This is a genomic window from Alteromonas sp. 4NS20-0143, from assembly GCF_057542855.1.
The window spans coordinates 232661-249936 of the sequence record NZ_BAAJLR010000004.1 but is presented as its reverse complement, the minus strand read 5'-3'; the positions used below and the strand labels follow the sequence as shown (position 1 = coordinate 249936).

At 43.7% G+C, this 17276-nt stretch carries 19 protein-coding genes; 9 read left to right on the top strand and 10 right to left on the bottom strand.

Annotated elements, in window-relative coordinates; all coding sequences use genetic code 11:
- Position 1 precedes the first annotated feature (1 nt).
- From AC27HD_RS11330 to AC27HD_RS11305, 6 genes are all read right to left on the bottom strand, one after another.
- Positions 2-2371, bottom strand: coding sequence for an ABC transporter permease (locus tag AC27HD_RS11330; RefSeq protein ID WP_487105900.1), 2370 nt, complete (start codon positions 2369-2371; stop codon positions 2-4).
- Positions 2364-3056, bottom strand: a complete 693-nt coding sequence (locus AC27HD_RS11325) for an ABC transporter ATP-binding protein (RefSeq protein ID WP_487105898.1) — start codon at positions 3054-3056, stop codon at positions 2364-2366. Before AC27HD_RS11325 ends, AC27HD_RS11330 begins: the two co-directional genes overlap by 8 nt.
- Positions 3057-3084: 28 nt before the next feature.
- Positions 3085-4296, bottom strand: a complete 1212-nt coding sequence (locus AC27HD_RS11320) for an HlyD family secretion protein (protein ID WP_487105897.1) — start codon at positions 4294-4296, stop codon at positions 3085-3087.
- A gap of 71 nt (positions 4297-4367) precedes the next feature.
- Positions 4368-4502: a hypothetical protein gene (locus tag AC27HD_RS11315; RefSeq protein ID WP_487105895.1), complete on the bottom strand. Its 135-nt coding sequence runs from the start codon at positions 4500-4502 to the stop codon at positions 4368-4370.
- Between the two features lie 352 nt (positions 4503-4854).
- Positions 4855-5841, bottom strand: a complete 987-nt coding sequence (locus AC27HD_RS11310; protein ID WP_487105893.1) for a nucleotidyl transferase AbiEii/AbiGii toxin family protein — start codon at positions 5839-5841, stop codon at positions 4855-4857.
- The gene (locus AC27HD_RS11305) at positions 5825-6226 is read right to left on the bottom strand and encodes a DUF6088 family protein (RefSeq protein WP_487105891.1); all 402 of its coding nucleotides are present in this window, start codon (positions 6224-6226) and stop codon (positions 5825-5827) included. The genes AC27HD_RS11310 and AC27HD_RS11305 overlap by 17 nt, the downstream gene beginning before the upstream one ends.
- Positions 6227-6393: 167 nt before the next feature.
- On the opposite strand from AC27HD_RS11305, the gene AC27HD_RS11300 reads away from it, so the two are divergent.
- On the top strand, positions 6394-6813 hold the full coding sequence (locus AC27HD_RS11300; RefSeq protein ID WP_487105889.1) for an acyl-CoA thioesterase: 420 nt from the start codon (positions 6394-6396) through the stop codon (positions 6811-6813).
- Between the two features lie 22 nt (positions 6814-6835).
- Positions 6836-7534 carry a 2OG-Fe(II) oxygenase family protein gene (locus AC27HD_RS11295; RefSeq protein ID WP_032097067.1) on the top strand — a complete coding sequence of 233 codons (699 nt, stop codon included), beginning with the start codon at positions 6836-6838 and terminating at the stop codon, positions 7532-7534.
- Between the two features lie 94 nt (positions 7535-7628).
- On the opposite strand, the gene AC27HD_RS11290 is transcribed toward AC27HD_RS11295, so the two are convergent.
- The 3 genes from AC27HD_RS11290 to AC27HD_RS11280 all read right to left on the bottom strand — a co-directional run bounded on the left by AC27HD_RS11290 (position 7629) and on the right by AC27HD_RS11280 (position 9830).
- A complete protein-coding gene (locus AC27HD_RS11290; RefSeq protein ID WP_032097066.1) occupies positions 7629-8114 on the bottom strand; it encodes a DUF3299 domain-containing protein in 486 nt (161 codons plus the stop codon).
- A 72-nt stretch (positions 8115-8186) separates the two neighbouring features.
- Complete coding sequence (gene ppa, locus AC27HD_RS11285; RefSeq protein WP_032097065.1) at positions 8187-8717, bottom strand: inorganic diphosphatase; 531 nt, start codon at positions 8715-8717, stop codon at positions 8187-8189.
- A gap of 138 nt (positions 8718-8855) precedes the next feature.
- Positions 8856-9830 (bottom strand): class 1 fructose-bisphosphatase, encoded by a 975-nt coding sequence (locus AC27HD_RS11280; protein ID WP_487105886.1) that lies wholly within the window; start codon positions 9828-9830, stop codon positions 8856-8858.
- 395 nt (positions 9831-10225) lie between these two features.
- Here AC27HD_RS11280 and mpl point away from each other — a divergent pair, with 395 nt between their 5' ends.
- The 3 genes from mpl to AC27HD_RS11265 are packed head-to-tail and all read left to right on the top strand — an operon-like array spanning position 10226 to position 13035.
- Positions 10226-11578 carry a UDP-N-acetylmuramate:L-alanyl-gamma-D-glutamyl-meso-diaminopimelate ligase gene (mpl, locus tag AC27HD_RS11275; protein ID WP_487105884.1) on the top strand — a complete coding sequence of 451 codons (1353 nt, stop codon included), beginning with the start codon at positions 10226-10228 and terminating at the stop codon, positions 11576-11578.
- Between the two features lie 12 nt (positions 11579-11590).
- The gene (locus AC27HD_RS11270) at positions 11591-12223 is read left to right on the top strand and encodes a flavin prenyltransferase UbiX (RefSeq protein WP_032097062.1); all 633 of its coding nucleotides are present in this window, start codon (positions 11591-11593) and stop codon (positions 12221-12223) included.
- A gap of 2 nt (positions 12224-12225) precedes the next feature.
- On the top strand, positions 12226-13035 hold the full coding sequence (locus AC27HD_RS11265) for a S1/P1 nuclease (protein ID WP_487105882.1): 810 nt from the start codon (positions 12226-12228) through the stop codon (positions 13033-13035).
- Between the two features lie 140 nt (positions 13036-13175).
- Here AC27HD_RS11265 and rraA read toward each other — a convergent pair whose 3' ends face one another.
- Positions 13176-13661 carry a ribonuclease E activity regulator RraA gene (gene rraA, locus AC27HD_RS11260; RefSeq protein ID WP_032094636.1) on the bottom strand — a complete coding sequence of 162 codons (486 nt, stop codon included), beginning with the start codon at positions 13659-13661 and terminating at the stop codon, positions 13176-13178.
- A gap of 418 nt (positions 13662-14079) precedes the next feature.
- Here rraA and AC27HD_RS11255 point away from each other — a divergent pair, with 418 nt between their 5' ends.
- Genes AC27HD_RS11255 through lysA form a run of 4 tightly spaced genes read left to right on the top strand, consistent with a single transcriptional unit; the run spans position 14080 to position 17266 of the window.
- Positions 14080-14592, top strand: coding sequence for a phosphatase PAP2 family protein (locus AC27HD_RS11255; RefSeq protein WP_032094637.1), 513 nt, complete (start codon positions 14080-14082; stop codon positions 14590-14592).
- Between the two features lies 1 nt (position 14593).
- A complete protein-coding gene (locus AC27HD_RS11250) occupies positions 14594-15661 on the top strand; it encodes an MJ1255/VC2487 family glycosyltransferase (RefSeq protein WP_487105879.1) in 1068 nt (355 codons plus the stop codon).
- Between the two features lie 52 nt (positions 15662-15713).
- A complete protein-coding gene (lptM, locus tag AC27HD_RS11245) occupies positions 15714-16016 on the top strand; it encodes an LPS translocon maturation chaperone LptM (protein ID WP_487105877.1) in 303 nt (100 codons plus the stop codon).
- Positions 16016-17266, top strand: a complete 1251-nt coding sequence (gene lysA, locus AC27HD_RS11240; RefSeq protein ID WP_032094639.1) for a diaminopimelate decarboxylase — start codon at positions 16016-16018, stop codon at positions 17264-17266. The genes lptM and lysA overlap by 1 nt, the downstream gene beginning before the upstream one ends.
- The last annotated feature ends 10 nt before the right edge of the window (positions 17267-17276 follow it).

The window sequence follows — 17276 nt, the reverse complement described above, 5'->3', positions numbered from 1 at the left end:
CTTAGGTAAGTGCCTGCCAACTGACTTTCTTAGTCCGCTGAACGCCGAATAAAAATGTAACTAAAACAACAATAGACAAAACAAAGAATCCACCCGCGTAATGCAAGATTGCGTCACTGCCTTGAAGTAAGATGTCTTTTTGACTTGAAATCGAAAAAAGTAATGTGAGCAGCGCAACTGGAAAACCAACTATCAAGTATGTGAGCATTTCTCGTTTAACAATGTCGGACACCATAGCGCCAAGGGAAAGTCGTAGCGCTATCTCTCGCTGAGATTTAATGAGTAAAATATTGATGCTGTTATATGAAAATAAGATCGTTGTTGAAAGCAAAACAATGGTGACTAATAACGATGTCGTAATTAACGCTCTTTGGGGGGCTTCTTGCTCGTCGATTAGCGCTTCCAAATTGCTCGATGTAGGATTACTAAGCCTTGCATCTATATTTTTAAGTCCCGTATCCACCGCTTTTTCAACTTGGAAAGACGACAGCTTAGTGCGTATCAGCAAACTTTCTACGCCTAATAACGTGGGAGAAACTTGGTACACGATAGGCTCTGCGATATCGTCAATACTGTTTAAATGAACATCGTTTGCAACACCCACCACATCGATAACTTGCTTATCATTATCGCTGGTATCAATAAGCAATTTCATTTGGCTTAGTGTCTGCCCATCAAAAAACTTATGATACAAAGCCTCGCTGATGACGGCTTGGTTTCTATTCCCCCATGTTAATGTATTCCCCTTTATCAGCTCTATTCCTGCCACTTCAAAAAAATTAGGGGACACTAACGACGTTAACACGCCCGGATTATTCTTGCCTCCAAGCGGTCGAAGGTCTTGCGTATAAATTGAGGTATACGCGTTTTGATTTTTCAAAAATGGTGTCGTTGTGATAGCCGCGTGTTTTATACCTTCTATTTGCTCAATATTTTGTATGACTAGCTCTGGTAGCTCATTAGTATAAAAGGTGCCACCAAACCGAGGGATATCAAATGTCACTATCTCTAGGTCACTTTCGTCAAACCCTCTGTCTTTTTGATAATAAGCATACTGCTGTAAAGAAAGGTCGACGCTTTTGGTAATACTTATACAACTTATTGAAATCATAATGGCTAGCAAAAAGAACGCTTGAAGCTTAACGCCAAGGGAAACACTTCCACCGCGGCCAAGTGATGAGGCGAAGACTTTCCTCTGTAATGAGAACAGTATGACGGCAATACCAAACAAGGGGAGTAGCGTGGCTGATAAGATACGCATTAATGAGGTCCAGTTATTATTTACAGCAGTCTGTAATTCTGGAACCGCAAAGTTGAAATAGGCAGGGCTCATTGAGTAAAAAGCTGCTGACGCTGTGGCTACCGCCGACAAGGTAAGGATGAGTTCAAACATAAGCTGTGCGAACAGCTGCTGCTTGTTTGCCCCTATCATCTTTCTAAGTTCATGTTCATTTTGACGTCTTTCTAGATCGTCACAAAGGTTACTTAAAAACGCAATTGCACTAAAGATGAGAAGCACTAAGAAGAGGTACTTCAACCGCTCCAAACGACTACTTAAGGCTACGAACTCAGAAGCTGAAATGCCAAAAGCGTCAATAATCTCTAATTTTTCGTCATCAAAGAACAATGCTTGCTGTTGTAAGTATGCTTCAAGTCTTTCAGCGGCCACTGGATTCGCTGAACTTGTTAGTAAATAGGAGTAGGTATCTGGGCTGACCGCATCAAAGGTTCCCACATTCAATCGTTCAATGTAAGCATATGGAATGAGTAAATCTGTTTTTGAGCTGGGCCGTAAACCTTTAAACTCCTGTGGCATAACAGCACTGATGATAAGCAATTCAGCCCCAATTTGCAGAGTTTCACCGATGATATCGTCACCTTTATCCAGTGCTTGCCATAGGGAGTAAGAGATCGCGACGTGAATTTGTTCATTAGCATTTGGAAATTCCAGTTTTTCAAGGCTTCCCTCCAATGGAGAAATACCAAGATACTCATACCCCCCTGAGAAAAAACTGGCATATAAGTCACGCTTGATTACACCGTCACTTTTTAGCCATGCATTTTTTTGATAAGCAATGCCTTTTATGTTCTCTGGACCCGCATTAGGACGAGTTAATTCTTGCGCCAGATAAAAAGGTAATGCTGACTGGGTATCCGCTGTCTTATAACTTACTTGGACAATTTTCTCAGGGTGCTTAATGGCTGCGAAGCTTGGATTTTCGTAGGCGCTTATAATGGAGAGCACTTGAGCAAAAAAAGCGATTGGCAGACCAAGTAAACAAATTCCAAACCAATTTGCCCATTGTTTAGAGAATTGAAGCCACCAGTTTGATGCGAGATCAAGGGTCAGCTTGTAAGACACACTATGCATTGCCCACATCGCTCTTTGCGTGGGTGAGTTTCCCGTCTTGAATGGTGTATTGGACTTTTGCTCTTTTCGCAAACTGTATATCGTGAGTGATAAGGCAAATAGTCTTCCCCGCTTTGTTTAATGACTCAAGAATGTCAAATATGATCTCGGCGTTTGAAGTATCTAGATTTCCAGTAGGTTCGTCGGCCAAAATTAGCGAAGGATCGTTCACCATGGCACGTGCGATGGCTATTCGCTGTTGTTGTCCTCCCGACAACTCCCGAGGATAACGCTTTAAATAATCCTCCATCCCGACTAATTTTAAGACACTCCCTACTTTTTCACGATACTCTTTTCTTGAGACGCTAGCATTGTATGTCAGGGGTAAGCACACGTTTTGATAAACAGTAAGATGGCCAAGGAGGTTGAAGTTTTGAAAAATTAGGCCTATTTCGGCGTTTTTTAGTTTTGCCACCGACTGTTGAGTGAGGTCGGTCACATTAGTATCAAGCAATAGATATTTTCCGCTTGTCGGCTCATTTATAAGACCTAATATAGATAATAAAGTGCTTTTCCCTGAACCTGAGGTACCAACAATTGCAACATAGTCACCTTCTGAAATCGTCATGTTAACCCCACTTAACGCGGGTACTGTTGAATGAGGGTAAACGAAATCAAGACTTTTAAACTGAATTAGTTCTGGCATACTTTTCCTTGTAACTACTACCAAGCGGCTAGTTTTCAATTCCCGAGGAATTTTGAACAAGCGCTATATTTTCACCTTCTTTTAAATTTCCAGATAGAAAGAGCGAATCGCTGCTAGCATGGGATACTCGTACGTCCGTCGCTACCATTTCACCATCAAAAATTTTGAAAACAGTCCACTTTTTTTGTTCATTGTAATTAGGCGGTTTGCTGACCGAAGCAACCATTTCAACGTCAGATGATGTAATCTCCGCCTCGATAGATTGCTCAACCGTAAACTGCTCATTAGTCTTGGTCTTGAAATCAATGATTACCTGAACAGCACCTTCCCTTACTATTGAGTCAATAAAAGCTACTTTACCCTCCTGCCTGCCCGCTGGACTAATGACCTTTGCAACATTATTTAGACTAATTTTGTGAGATAAGTACTGAGGAATTCTCACTTCTGCGACTAGAGATGCATCGTCGACAATTGACGCTAACGATTGCCCAATATTTACTGCTTGCCCTGAACTCAGCTTTAAATCTTTAACAAGACCTGATATTGCCGCTTTTACAGTTAACTCATTTATTCTTTCTTTAAAGTAAGCAACCTTTTCAGAAGCCGCGTCATTTTGTAAGTTAAGTGCAGCAACTTGCTCTGCCTTATTCTCGGTAAACATTTCCAGCTGCTTGCGGGCACTTGCTAAACTTAGCCTTGCTTGAGCTAGCGTCAGTTCCTGCTGTTTATACCTTATATTTGAAACTATTCCTGCCTCGTGAAGAGTTCTATTAGCGTCATATTCTAATTGTTGCTTTTTCAACATTGAGTCCGCTGCAGAGACATCAGATTGCAACTTATACTCTTCCATTTTCAATTGGCTAATTCTAAAGGCAACGTTTGCCCGTGTTTCTAGAGCCTGAGATTCAATCTCCCGATATTCTCTGATAAGAAGTGGGTTTGTCAGGGAAAATAGCTTATCGCCTTTTTTCACTCTTTGTCCTTGATGGACATAAATATCAGAAACATAACCATCTTCATTAGCGGCAACTACTTGAGTATTAGTCGAGACAATTTTACCTATTCCGCGCAAAAGGGAAGATGATGGAGATAACCTCACTTCATAAGTTTCGAAGCGTGTTTGCGATTTTGAGCTTTGATAAAAGCTAACAATAAACACAGCAATGAGTAAAAAAACGAAGAAAACCAATATCAAATAAGGTTTTTGTAAACTCTGTTTAGTTTTGATGTGAGCCTGCATTGACAGATATCCCCTAGCTTTATAGTAATATGCCCTATCGAATTATGAAGATAGGGACTAGTGGGCAACTCTTATATTTCGACTGTCGCCGGTGATACTGTTAGGTGAAAACGTCTATCAATAGGAATATATAGATTAATGACGGTGAAGTGGTCATTCAGAAAGCGGATATTCATTTTGCTGTGTGATTTAATTGCCGATTCCATGCTGTCTTCCTTTATTATCGTTTTTTGGCGTTCCTAACCTGCAAAATCCAACTTAGCATAACGAACAAAAAACTCAAAGTAGCCGGCGCATGGCCTCTTCTCCCAATTGCCAGCTGTCAACAAAAACAAAAACAAAAACAAAAACAAAAACAAAAACAGTAGCTTAAAAGATATCGAACTGTTATAAAAAAGTTGCAAGTTTTTTTACTATTCTTACTTTCGGGGTTTTCTATTTTACCGCAAGTGAATTAGCGAACATTTATTTATAATTTAAAAAAATACTTTAGCTCTGTTCTTGGCTAAGTTTGATGGTACTCCTTTAAATAAGAAGTTTGTTAGCTAATAGCTTCTATTACTTTGGGACATCATCAGGCTTAAAATCTTTCTCAATTAAGTCCAACACTGCACTGGCCAGCGTAGTAAATACAGCTATAGCTTTACTCCATTTAACCGGTCGCTCTGCGTAGACCATAGGCCCTATATAATTGTTATACCTCTCCTCAAATTTCTTGGTATCAGCTAGAAGCATTAACCCGAAACGTAGTTCCTCAATCGGTGATTCCAACATTTGAGGATATTGTCTGCCATAGCGCTTGTTATCAATGCTGATAGCTTTTGCTACTAATTTGCCAAGCAAACCTATACGGGCCGGCTGCGCATTTTGAATTTGATATATATCGTAAATATGTCTAATTAGAGTTTCGTCATCAACGCTATCGTTACTCTTTGCAGCACTAGCTGTTCGCCTCATCATGGACAGCATTTTTTCTGCTTGTGTTTCGAGGATATCCGCACATGCTATGGTTTCCAGTTCGATCCCTGATTTAAGAACTTCAGCATAAATTGATTGAACACTCCTATTTTGAGGTTCAATTAACAGCTCTGACTCAATAAGTTCTAATTTAATAAAAGGGCGAAGGCAAGGCGCTTTCTGGTGGGCTTGGGGGTAGCGAATACCGAAGCTAAAGTAGCTGTATTCATCTTTCACAACTGCTTGCCCTTCTAGTAAAAAGGTATCGCACTCTGCGATTAACAATTCTATTTGATGCTTTACTGCTTTTCGGACTCTTCGTCTCGCGCTTCGTGAAGTTAGATTTTGAAAACACAATGTTGGGACTAGCTTGAGATCAATATCTTCCGACATACGGTAAGTTTTAATTGCCGACTTGGCTAATGCAGTACCGCCAGTAAATACAATCTTGTGATGTTCTAATTCAAGTCTTGATATCAACTTTAATAGTTGAACGACATAATAGTCTTTTTCAACGATAGCGGGATTACCGAGCCCTATAGCGTCAGCTACGTCAATAAAAAGGGAAGTATCAATCGGTGTTGACAAGCTGTGTCCCTACAGCAATTTTTCGCGTAAAACGTGAGCTCTTTGGTATTATTTTTACTTTAGCGGGAATTTGCGTGCTGTCGTTAGACATGTTTTGCGTTGAAAGATCGTCAAATTGATAATCTATACCTAATTTTTCCATCGCTTCAATCACCACACCGTCTGCGCCTGCTACATTGTCTGGCATCATTTTTCCAGTAACTCGATTCATCCTAGCTCGCACGTAAAGTCCATAACCGATTTTCATTAGAATTCCCTCGTGAACAAGGCCTCGTAACCCCCTGCCCACCTGGTCATAATCGGCAATATCTTTAAAATCTGAGCGCAAAAAAACAGAACGCTTTGAGCGCTTCACTCTCGTTCCTATTTTGCTTTGAATGGTCACAGTTTACTCCTTTGAGAACAGGTTAAATAATGCGCAAAAATACGACATTTGTCAATTGCAAAAATACGACAATTCTGACCTTCCAGTATCTAATAGAACTAGCATTACTGAAAACAACACTACTTAATGCTAGAGTTGTGAAAAACAAAATATAAGCTCTGTACTCTATGACCAATGAAACTCCGTTAGTCACGTCTTTCGATGTGCGTTTTTGTGAAACTGATGCGCTGCAGCATGTGAGTAATACGGCTTTAGTGGCATGGTTTGAAGCCGCTCGTGAGCCCATTTTTCGTATGTTTACCCCCGAGTTAGATTTACAAAATTGGCCGCTGATTTTGGCCAGCTACAAAGTGAACTTTTTGGCGCAGATTTTCTATGGCAAACAAGTAACCGTAAAAACCTTTATAAGCCGATTGGGCAACAGTGCATTCGATGTGTTTCAGGAGCTGTGGCAAGACGACAAGCTGTGCTCAACGGGTGTGACTACAATGGTGCATTTTGATTACAAAACCCAGCGCTCAGCGCCTATTCCTGATGAAGTAAAGTCCGCCCTTCATTCTCACTTCAAAGACATTTCAGATAAGTAAGGCACGGGGTTAAGGAATTACCATGAGCGATTTAATAGAAGTAATTGATGATGTATTGCCACCAGAGTTGTGTACTCAGCTTATGGACCGCTTTGAAAACAGTCCTAACTTGAGTCAAGGTCGCACTGGTGGCGGCGTTGATTTAGATAAAAAACGCAGCACTGATGTGTCGATTAGCCGTAACGATGAGTTCCAAGATTTATTCAAGCAGGTCATGCAGCACACGGGGCAACAGTTGGTGGCGTATATTGAGAAATACTATTACGCACTCGTAGGACCCATTGGGCTTACTGTAAAACACCCGAAAACCGGCGAACCCGTAAAGCTTACTGGGGAAAATTTTGAAGAAGTAGGCAAGCCAAACTTAGCAAACTTAGTGAACTACTTATTTCGGGTGGGCGATGTGAATGCTCAGCGTTATACCGCGGGCAACGGGGGTTACCCCTACTGGCACTCAGAAGTGTATCCACAGCTTCAACATAACGATGCACTACACCGAGTATTGCTGTTTATGTATTATCTCAATGACGTGGATGAGGGCGGCGAAACTGAGTTCTACTATCAAGACCGTTCAGTAAAGCCAAAAGCCGGAAGAATGGTTATTGCTCCAGCGTATTTTACCCACACTCATCGCGGGCAAATACCTAAGAGTAATGACAAATATATTCTCACCTCGTGGCTTTTGTTTAACCGAGCAGAGCAAATTTACACCCAAGGGTAATGTGGCTAAGGCCCTGCCTCTAGGTGAGGGTTCTGATGCGAGGCTATTAAGCGCGGCTTTTGTTCTATCGCAAAAGCTGGGCAATATCGAAGGGTTAAAACCCTTCGACGGCCTCGCCTTTCAAACGATAGCCCACCGAAGCAATATCGCCCTTCCAACCATCTGTAGACAGCTCACCCGTCACCCAAATTGCATCGTAAATATTGTCGATAGCAATGCCTTCTTCAAATTTAACATACACAATTTGATTAGAGGGTGGTGGCGGAACGTGGATACAAGCGCCAAAAAACGGCACTAATAAAAACTCAGTGGTGAGTTCGGCCGTGCCTTCAAGAGGAACCACAAAGCCCGGAATTTTAACCCGTTTACCATCATAGGTATTTACCACAGGCGCGTCGGGCTGTATTTGGCTCATCTCACCGTTGTGCTGCACCGCTGGTGGCGCTAGTTCGTTGAAGCCAGGAGGAACTAAGTCTTCCCAATACACTTCTACCGGCGCCTCTTGAGCTTGCGCTGAAACAGCGAAAAGCATCAAGCAGGATACTAACGCAAATAATGATGTTACTTTTGCAGTAGCCATAATCCTCTCTTATAAACAAAAACGGGCTGGTCGTAACCAGCCCGTTGTAGCATTACATTCACCTAAGGTGAATTATTCTGCTTTGAAACGCTCAACACTTGAGACAATCTCAGCTTTAGCAGCTGCAGCATCGTCCCAACCTTCAATTTTCACCCATTTACCAGGCTCTAAATCTTTGTAGTGCTCAAAGAAGTGCTCAATTTGCTTAAGAAGCAACGCAGGTACGTCGGCCAATTCTTTAACATCGCGGTAAATAGTAGATAGCTTGTCTACCGGTACAGCAAGAACTTTAGCGTCTTTGCCCGACTCATCAGTCATGTTCAATACGCCAACAGGACGACACTTAATCACTGAACCCGCAAGTAGTGGGAAAGGCGTCATTACTAATACATCAACCGGGTCGCCGTCTTCAGACAAGGTGTTGTTAACGTAACCGTAGTTAGTTGGGTAATGCATGCATGTCGCCATAAAGCGGTCTACATACAACGCACCAGTATCTTTATCTACTTCATATTTAACTGGGTCAGCGTGTGCTGGGATTTCGATAATTACATTCACTTCATCAGGCAAATTCTTGCCCGCAGGAACAGCATTCAAGCTCATTCGATTGTCCTTACAATAATAGGTTAGAAATTTTGCCCGTAAGTATACGGTGACAGCGGCAAAATAAAAATGGTTTAAGACTGATGTCGCATCAAACTATTGAATTTTGCCGCCTTATAATGACTATTTTGTGATTAGTTAGGCTTTTTTGGCGTAACTCACGCACATATCGACTTCTTCACTTGAGCCGATAATGCAAGGTACACGTTGGTGAATCTCTTCTGGCATCACTTCAAGTATGCGGCCTTCACCTGTTTCTGCTTTACCACCCGCTTGTTCCATCAAAAACGCCATTGGGTTTGCTTCATATAACAAACGCAGTTTTCCTGGCTTTGACGGGTCGCGATTATCAAACGGGTACATAAAAATACCGCCACGACATAATAGACGATGAATATCGCCAACCATGGCAGCTACCCAGCGCATATTGTAGTTTTTCTCGCGAGGCCCCTCTTTCCCAGCAAGTAAGTCGGCAATGTAAGCCTGCATTGAAGGTTCCCAATGACGCTGGTTAGACGCGTTAATGGAAAACTCAGAGGTTTGCGCCGGTACTTCAATATTAGGGTGCGTTAACAGAAAGCCACCGTGGGTTTTATCTAGCGTGTATATGTGCGTTCCACGGCCTGTAGTGAGTGCAAGCATAGTTGACGGACCATAAAGTACGTAACCTGCTGCAACCATCTGTGTACCTGGCTGAAGAAAAGCCGAAGGGTCATCAGGCTCCATCCACTGAGGCGCATGAGTAATAGAGAAAATGGTACCAATCAAGCTGTTAATTTCAGTATTTGAAGAGCCGTCTAGCGGATCGAAACTCACTAAGTATTTGCCCTCAGGATTGCAGGGAACAACATCGTCTTCTTCTTCTGATGAAATCGCTTTAACGTAACCCGACTCTCTCAGCGTATCTTTTAAAATATGATTAGAAATAACATCGAGCTTCTTTTGCGTCTCGCCCTGCACGTTTTCAGAGAGCGTTGAACCCAGTACGCCAGCAAGGGCGCCCTGACTGACACGGAAAGAAATTTCTTTGCAACCAGCTAGCAGCGTACGAATGAGCAATATTAGCTCAAGCGGTGCACCGTCTTGTTGCAATTGAGAGTTTAAACGTTTCATTTATTAAAAGCCTTTTTTTCGAGTGTAGGGTGTGGTGTCACAAGACGCACAGTTTTCGCACTGGCTTATCGCTCGTTGCTTTGCCAGTTAATCCTTTGCAAGTGTGTCGACAGGCGGCGCGTTAGCAATGTGCCGCACATCAATTGTAACCATGTTCGCCTAGAAATAGAACAGACATACAGGGTTATATACCATCAGAGTAACATTCACACACCATACCAGTTTTAGCGTTATCAACCTGAGCGTTCAGTAAATAAGGTCAACGTTGACTGTAAACGTGAGATAGCGGTGGCTAATCAAAGCGCTTAAGCTGAGTTTTTCTCACGTTGAATTATCCAAATCTTTTAAGGTTCTGATACAGTACACCCCATAAATGACAAGAATGAGAATGCGCTATGCACGTACATATTTTGGGTATCTGCGGAAGTTTTATGGGCGGCATTGCAGCCATCGCTAAGTCACTTGGACACAAAGTGACAGGGTCTGATAGCAATGTTTATCCACCCATGAGCACCCAGTTAGAGGCTTTGGGAATAGAACTCACCGAAGGGTTTGACGAAAGTCAGTTTTCGCCAACGCCAGATATCGTTATTATTGGCAACGCCTTGTCTCGCGGCAACCCGGCCGTAGAGTATGTGCTAAGCCGCAACCTAGCCTATACCAGCGGGCCGCAGTGGCTGTTAGATAACTTGCTAAAAGATAGATGGGTTATTGGCTTATCGGGCACCCATGGTAAAACAACCACCAGCAGTATGGTGGCATGGATATTAGACTATACGGGGCTAAACCCTGGCTACCTTATTGGTGGCGTTCCTGAAAACTTTGGCGTCTCAGCACGCATTGGCGATGGGCCATTCTTTGTCATTGAAGCCGATGAATACGACAGCGCGTTTTTCGACAAACGTTCTAAATTTGTACATTACCGCCCAAAAACACTGGTCATTAATAATTTAGAGTTTGATCACGCAGATATCTTTCCTAACTTGGCCGCCATACAAACTCAATTTCATCACTTAATTAGAATGGTGCCAGAAAATGGTTTAATTCTCTCACCGAGTGACGTCCCTGCTATTGAAGAAACCTTAGCGCAAGGCTGTTGGTCGTCTCGCCAGTGTTTAGGTAAAGAATGGTCGAGTAAATTGCTAAATAAAGACGGCAGTCAATTTGATGTTATCCATAATGGTGACACCAAAGGTACCGTAACATGGTCGCTTCTCGGTCAGCACAATGTGGACAATGGCCTTATGGCAATTGCCGCTGCTCACCATGCTGGCGTAACGCTACCTGATGCAATTGCAGCCCTCGCCCATTTTAAAAATGTAAAACGTAGAATGGAGGTTAAGGGCGTGGTGAATAACATCACGGTATACGATGACTTTGCTCACCACCCTACCGCCATAGCAACCACCCTTGAAGGGCTTCGCAATAAAGTAGGCAATGCGCGAATTCATGCCGTATTAGAACCCCGCTCTAACACGATGAAAATGGGCATTCACAAAGACACGCTAGCAAATTCGTGGCAGCAAGCCGACGAGGTATACTTATACGAACCCAAAGAAATGGGATGGTCGTTAAGTGAAGCTGCGGCCCAAAGCCCCGTTTCCTCACAGTGTTTTAATGAGGTAGAACCGATCGTTCAACTCCTAGCTAACGTAGCACTGCCAGGCGATCATATTCTCATTATGAGCAATGGTGGTTTCGACGGTATTCACGGGCGTTTATTAGATGCGCTTAGTAAAAAAATATAACAGGGCCAACACATGAAACATGACAAGCAAGTCACTCTTGCTATTACCGGCGCGTCTGGCGCACCGTATGCACTTACATTGCTGCAATCACTCGTTAGCGCCGACTACCAAGTTTACGTGCTTATCTCATCTGCGGCTAAAGTGGTGTTCGCTACCGAAGAAAATGTAAAAATTCCTTCGCGCCCTGAAGATGCAGCGGCATTTTTTACCGAGCACTGCGGCGGTAAACCTGGCCAAATTAAGGTATTCGGGAAAGAAGAGTGGTTTTCTCCGGTTGCCTCGGGCTCGGCGGCGCCGGCTAAAATGGTTGTGTGCCCTTGCTCTACCGGCACCTTATCGGCTATATCCATTGGGGCGAGTGATAATCTTATTGAGCGGGCAGCCGACGTAGTACTCAAAGAGCGAGGCCAACTTATTTTAGTCCCCCGTGAAATGCCGCTTTCCTCCATTCACCTAGAAAATATGTTAAAACTGTCACAAATGGGTGCCACAATTATGCCAGCAGCCCCCGGTTTCTATCACAATCCTAAAACGATTGATGATCTGGTAGACTTTGTCGTGGCTCGAATTTTAGACCACTTAGGTATAGAACAATCATTGGTTGCTCGGTGGGGCTACCAATCGTCAAAACATTCAGAGGAATAACTATGTTTGCATTTGCAAATAGGACTTGCGCAGTGGCATTAAGCACACTGATAACAATGTGCATTGCTTCACCCGCTTTTGGTTGGGGTCAAACGGGTCACCGAGTAACGGGCGCTATTGCCGAGCAGTATTTAAGCCCGCTGTCGCAAGCGGCACTCATGGATTTACTACCCCATGGCTCCCTTGCCGAAGCCTCAACCCATGCCGATGAAATGCGCTCAAACCCCAGTGAGTTTTGGCAAAAAACCGCTAACCCTTGGCACTATGTGACAGTGCCTGAAGGTAAACGCTATGTTGAAGTAGGTGCACCAGAGCAAGGCGACGCGTTTAGTGCACTTAGCGATTTTACTAAAACCTTGAAAAGCGAAACGGCGAGTGATGATGAAAAACGACTGGCTCTTCGTTTTATCGTACACATTATTGGCGACCTGCATCAGCCGCTTCATGCTGGCAACGGCACCGATCGCGGTGGCAACGATGTAAAGGTCCGCTTTTTCTGGCAAGACTCTAACCTGCACCGCGTGTGGGACTCACAAATGTTAGATCAGCGCGCGCTGTCTTACACCGAGTGGACATCATGGTTAACCGAGCAAATTACCGCAGAGGATATTCGCAACTGGGCAACAACCGATCCCTACGTATGGATTGAAGAGAGCGTTAGTATTCGCGACACTATTTATCCTATTGATGCCAATAAAATGAGTTACGACTACTTATACAATCACCTGCCAACGGCTAAACGTCGTCTGCAAATGGCGGGAATACGCATTGCCATGTACTTAAACGCTGTATTTGAAGACGCAAACACATAATCAGTAGCGCGAGGGCGTGATGCCCCTATCGAATAAGCTGAACCAATACAAAATAAAAACGGAGGCCTAGGCCTCCGTTTTTTATTTTGTACTCAATTCACTTTTTTAGTTCGCTTTTGAATTCACTTTGAGCTTACGCTTTAATCTACGTCTAGCGGCTCTGGTGACAAGATAACTCCAGTGCTATCAGCGTAAAGGTGATCTTCTGGTAGGAAAGTTACACCACCAAAATTAACGGGGATATCTACATCGCCCACGCTTTCAGCGTCGGCATTCACTGGAATAGCAGCCACCGCCAGCACGCCAATATCTAATTCAGCAAGGCTGTCTATTTCTCTTACGCTGCCATAGCACACCACGCCTTCCCAATCGTTATCTATCGCTATTTGTGCCGATGTAGCGTCAAACAGTGCACGACGAGCGGAACCACCACCATCAATTAGCAGCACTTTACCTGCTCCAGGCTGGGCTAAAACGCGGTCGATAAGGCCACGGTCTTCAAAGCACTTAATTGTTGTGATTTCACCACCAAATGAATAACGCCCACCAAAGCTCGCAAAAATTGGGTCTACGACATCCACGCTATCAGCAAACAAGTCGCATAATTCTGAAGTGTTGTATTCCATGGCCCTGCCTTACATTAGTTAATTTGTGTGAAAAGTCACAACGCACTGTATTTCACTAGCATAGCACTAAATTACACGTTGAAAACGCTTGTTTTCATCACTTGATTGAAATTCATTGTGTGTTGCGATTATCGGAAAAAACAACAAGATTGAGCACAGATCTTGCAGCTTTTAGTCAGAACGTAGATACAATTTTTAGCCTTCACTAATACGACTAAACCGAAAAGCCACCAGTGCCTCTTTGCAAGGCTGTGGTTACACGAGGCGCTAGACTCACTTGACGTATTGGCATTTGTAAAAAATGGCTTTTCTAAAAAACTGGCCGCTGTCAAAAATGTTTCTTCATACTGTCACCTATTGGTCACAGAACCTAACTAACGTGTGCGATAAGTAACCAACAGAGGACAAGGTTATAATTATGAAATCCTTGACCAAGTACGATACTGACTTATTTTACCGCCTATATAAATTGACGCAAAAAAGAGACTGTCGTTCCATCATTTGGTTATCAAAAACCGGCGATGGTTACCTCTATCTCGTTGTGGGAATGTTGCTTTGGGCATTTGAGCCTGAACACGGTGAAATTTTCCTCTACACAGCCCTTATGGCATATGCACTAGAGCTGCCCATTTATTTATTGTTGAAGAAAACCTTAAAACGTCCTCGACCTTGCGATTTTCTGACTAATTTTAAAGCCCATATTACGCCTTCAGATAAGTTTTCTCTGCCTTCAGGCCATACGGCTGCGGCATGGCTAATGGCGTGCATAGTGGCTCATTTTTACCCGTCTTTTTCGGTTGTGGTTTACGGATGGGCTTCACTCATTGGGTTATCCCGAGTGTTGCTTGGCGTACATTATCCTTCTGATGTTGTTGCAGGGGCATTACTCGGCATTGCCATCGCGTTCCTCAGTACTCCTATATTGGTGTGATATGAAAATACTTTACGGTGTGCAGGGCACAGGCAATGGGCACATTGCTCGAGCGAGAATTATGGCCGCTGCATTTGCAGAGCGAACTGACATTGATGTGGACTTTGTATTTACCGGGCGAGCACCGGAAAAATATTTTGATATGGATGTGTTCGGTCACTACAGAACACTGTGCGGATTAAGCTTTATCTACAAAGACGGTAAAGTCAAAAAGTGGGACACGGTACGCCAAGCGAATGTCAGGCAGTTTATTCACGACGTAAAGCAGTTTGATGCAAGTAAGTACGACTTACTCATTAACGACTTTGAGCCTGTTACCGCCTGGGCTGCTAAGCGCCAAGGGTTACCCTCCATATCTATCAGCCACCAAGCGGCCTTTGCGTATGATGTGCCCAAGCGGGGTAACTCGCTATTTGATACCGCTTTAATGAAAATCTTTGCGCCAACCCAGCAGAAAATTGGGGTTCACTGGTATCACTTTAACCAACCTATTATTCCTCCCTTTGTGGTTGATAAGCCTATCGCGCATGCAAAAAACAGCCATATATTGGTTTATCTCCCCTTTGAAAATATTAATGACATAAGGGATATGCTTGAGCCGCTGGCCGACCAAACCTTTCTTTGCTTTCACCCAGATATAGAGCAAGCCCACACTCAGGGGCATATTCAGTGGAATCCCACCTCTAAAGTGCATTTCCACAAAGCCTTACAAAACTGTAATGGGGTAGTGGCCAACGGCGGGTTTGAACTTTCTAGTGAAGCATTGCAACTGGGCAAAAAGTTACTTATTAAGCCATTGCACGGGCAGTTTGAGCAGTTATCGAATGTGTTTATGCTTGATAGCCTTAACTTGTGCCAACCCTTATTTCAGCTAGACACCGATGTACTAGAAGAATGGCTGACGTCTGAAGATATTGAGCCAATCACCTTCCCAGATAATGCAAATTTGCTCATTGATTGGATCAAACAAGGCAACTACGCAGATACAAAATCGCTTTGTGAAACCCTTTGGAAAAACGTCCACTATGGAGATAAAACGAGAGAACGTTTATTGTCTCTTGCAATTTAATACCGCAATGCGATGATAGCGGCATTTATCGTATTCTCTGCGGGATTTTTCTGTGCTTAATAAGTTGGCTGTTTTTCTGCTTACCCTCACCGCATTAAGCGGTTGTGGCTATAAAGGGGCGTTGTATATACCCGACGCACCGACGCAAAACTCGCCTCCACCTTCAGACGTTTCTTCTGACGCTTCTTTTGATGCTTCTTTTGATGCTTCTTTTGATGCTTCTTACAATAAGAGTGAGCAAGCGTCCAACGGCCAAAACACAGTATTTCATTTTGTGTCTGGCTCAGCGCCTAAAACTCCCCTCATGAATACGCCCATGATTGCACCTATCACCAAATTTGGAGACTCTAACTAGTGGATTACTTTGCCTACAAGCAAGGTCAGCTTTTCGCTGAAGACGTTGCTGTTGCCGATATTGCCGCTCAACACGGAACCCCCGTTTATATTTATTCACGGGCTACGCTAGAGCGCCATTGGCATGCATTCAATGACGCCATAGGCGAGCATCCTCATCTTATCTGCTACGCGGTAAAGGCCAATTCAAACATTGGCGTACTTAGCGTATTAGCAAAGCTAGGGTCAGGCTTTGATATTGTGTCTGCAGGTGAACTAGCCAGAGTGATTGAAGCCGGCGGCAATGCCAGCAAAGTGGTATTTTCAGGCGTGGGTAAAAAACACGATGAAATTCGCTACGCGCTTCAACAAGGCATCATGTGTTTTAACGTAGAATCAGAGCCCGAGCTGCACCGTATCAATGAAGTGGCCGGCGAGCTAGGTGTAAAAGCGCCTATTTCTTTGCGCATAAATCCTGATGTAGATGCGAAAACCCATCCGTATATTTCTACAGGGCTAAAGGCCAATAAATTTGGTATTGCCCGCGAAAATGCCCTCGCTACCTATGAATTAGCAGCATCACTGCCACACTTAAACGTAGTAGGAATGGACTGCCATATTGGCTCGCAGCTAACCGAAATTGGCCCGTTTGTGGATGCGTTAGAGCGCTTGCTGGTCTTAATTGATGAACTAGCCGAACGCAATATCATTATTGAGCATTTAGATGTAGGCGGCGGCTTAGGCGTTACTTACAATGATGAACTGCCTCCGCACCCTAAAGAATATGCTGAAGCGATGGCTGAAAAAATGGTAGGTCGAGAGTCGTTAAAACTAATTCTTGAACCTGGCCGCGCTATTGCGGCAAACGCAGGTATTTTGGTGACAGAAGTCGAGTTTATTAAACAAGGTGAAGAGAAAAATTTCGCCATTGTTGATGCTGCAATGAACGACTTGCTTCGCCCGGCACTTTATTCAGCATGGCAAAATATTATTCCGGTCGACGAAAATAGCGACGCTGCACCAAGTACCTATGATGTGGTGGGTCCGGTATGTGAAACTGGCGATTTTATTGGAAAAGACAGAATTTTATCCATAAAACCCACCGATTTATTAGCGGTTCGCAGTGCCGGCGCTTACGGCTTTGTAATGGCTTCAAACTACAACAGTCGCTGTCGCCCAGCCGAAATTATGGCTGATGGCGATACCGCCATTGTGGTGCGCGAGCGAGAAATTCAAAAAGATCTCTGGAAAGGTGAGCACAAACTTCCGTAAACTAGAGACA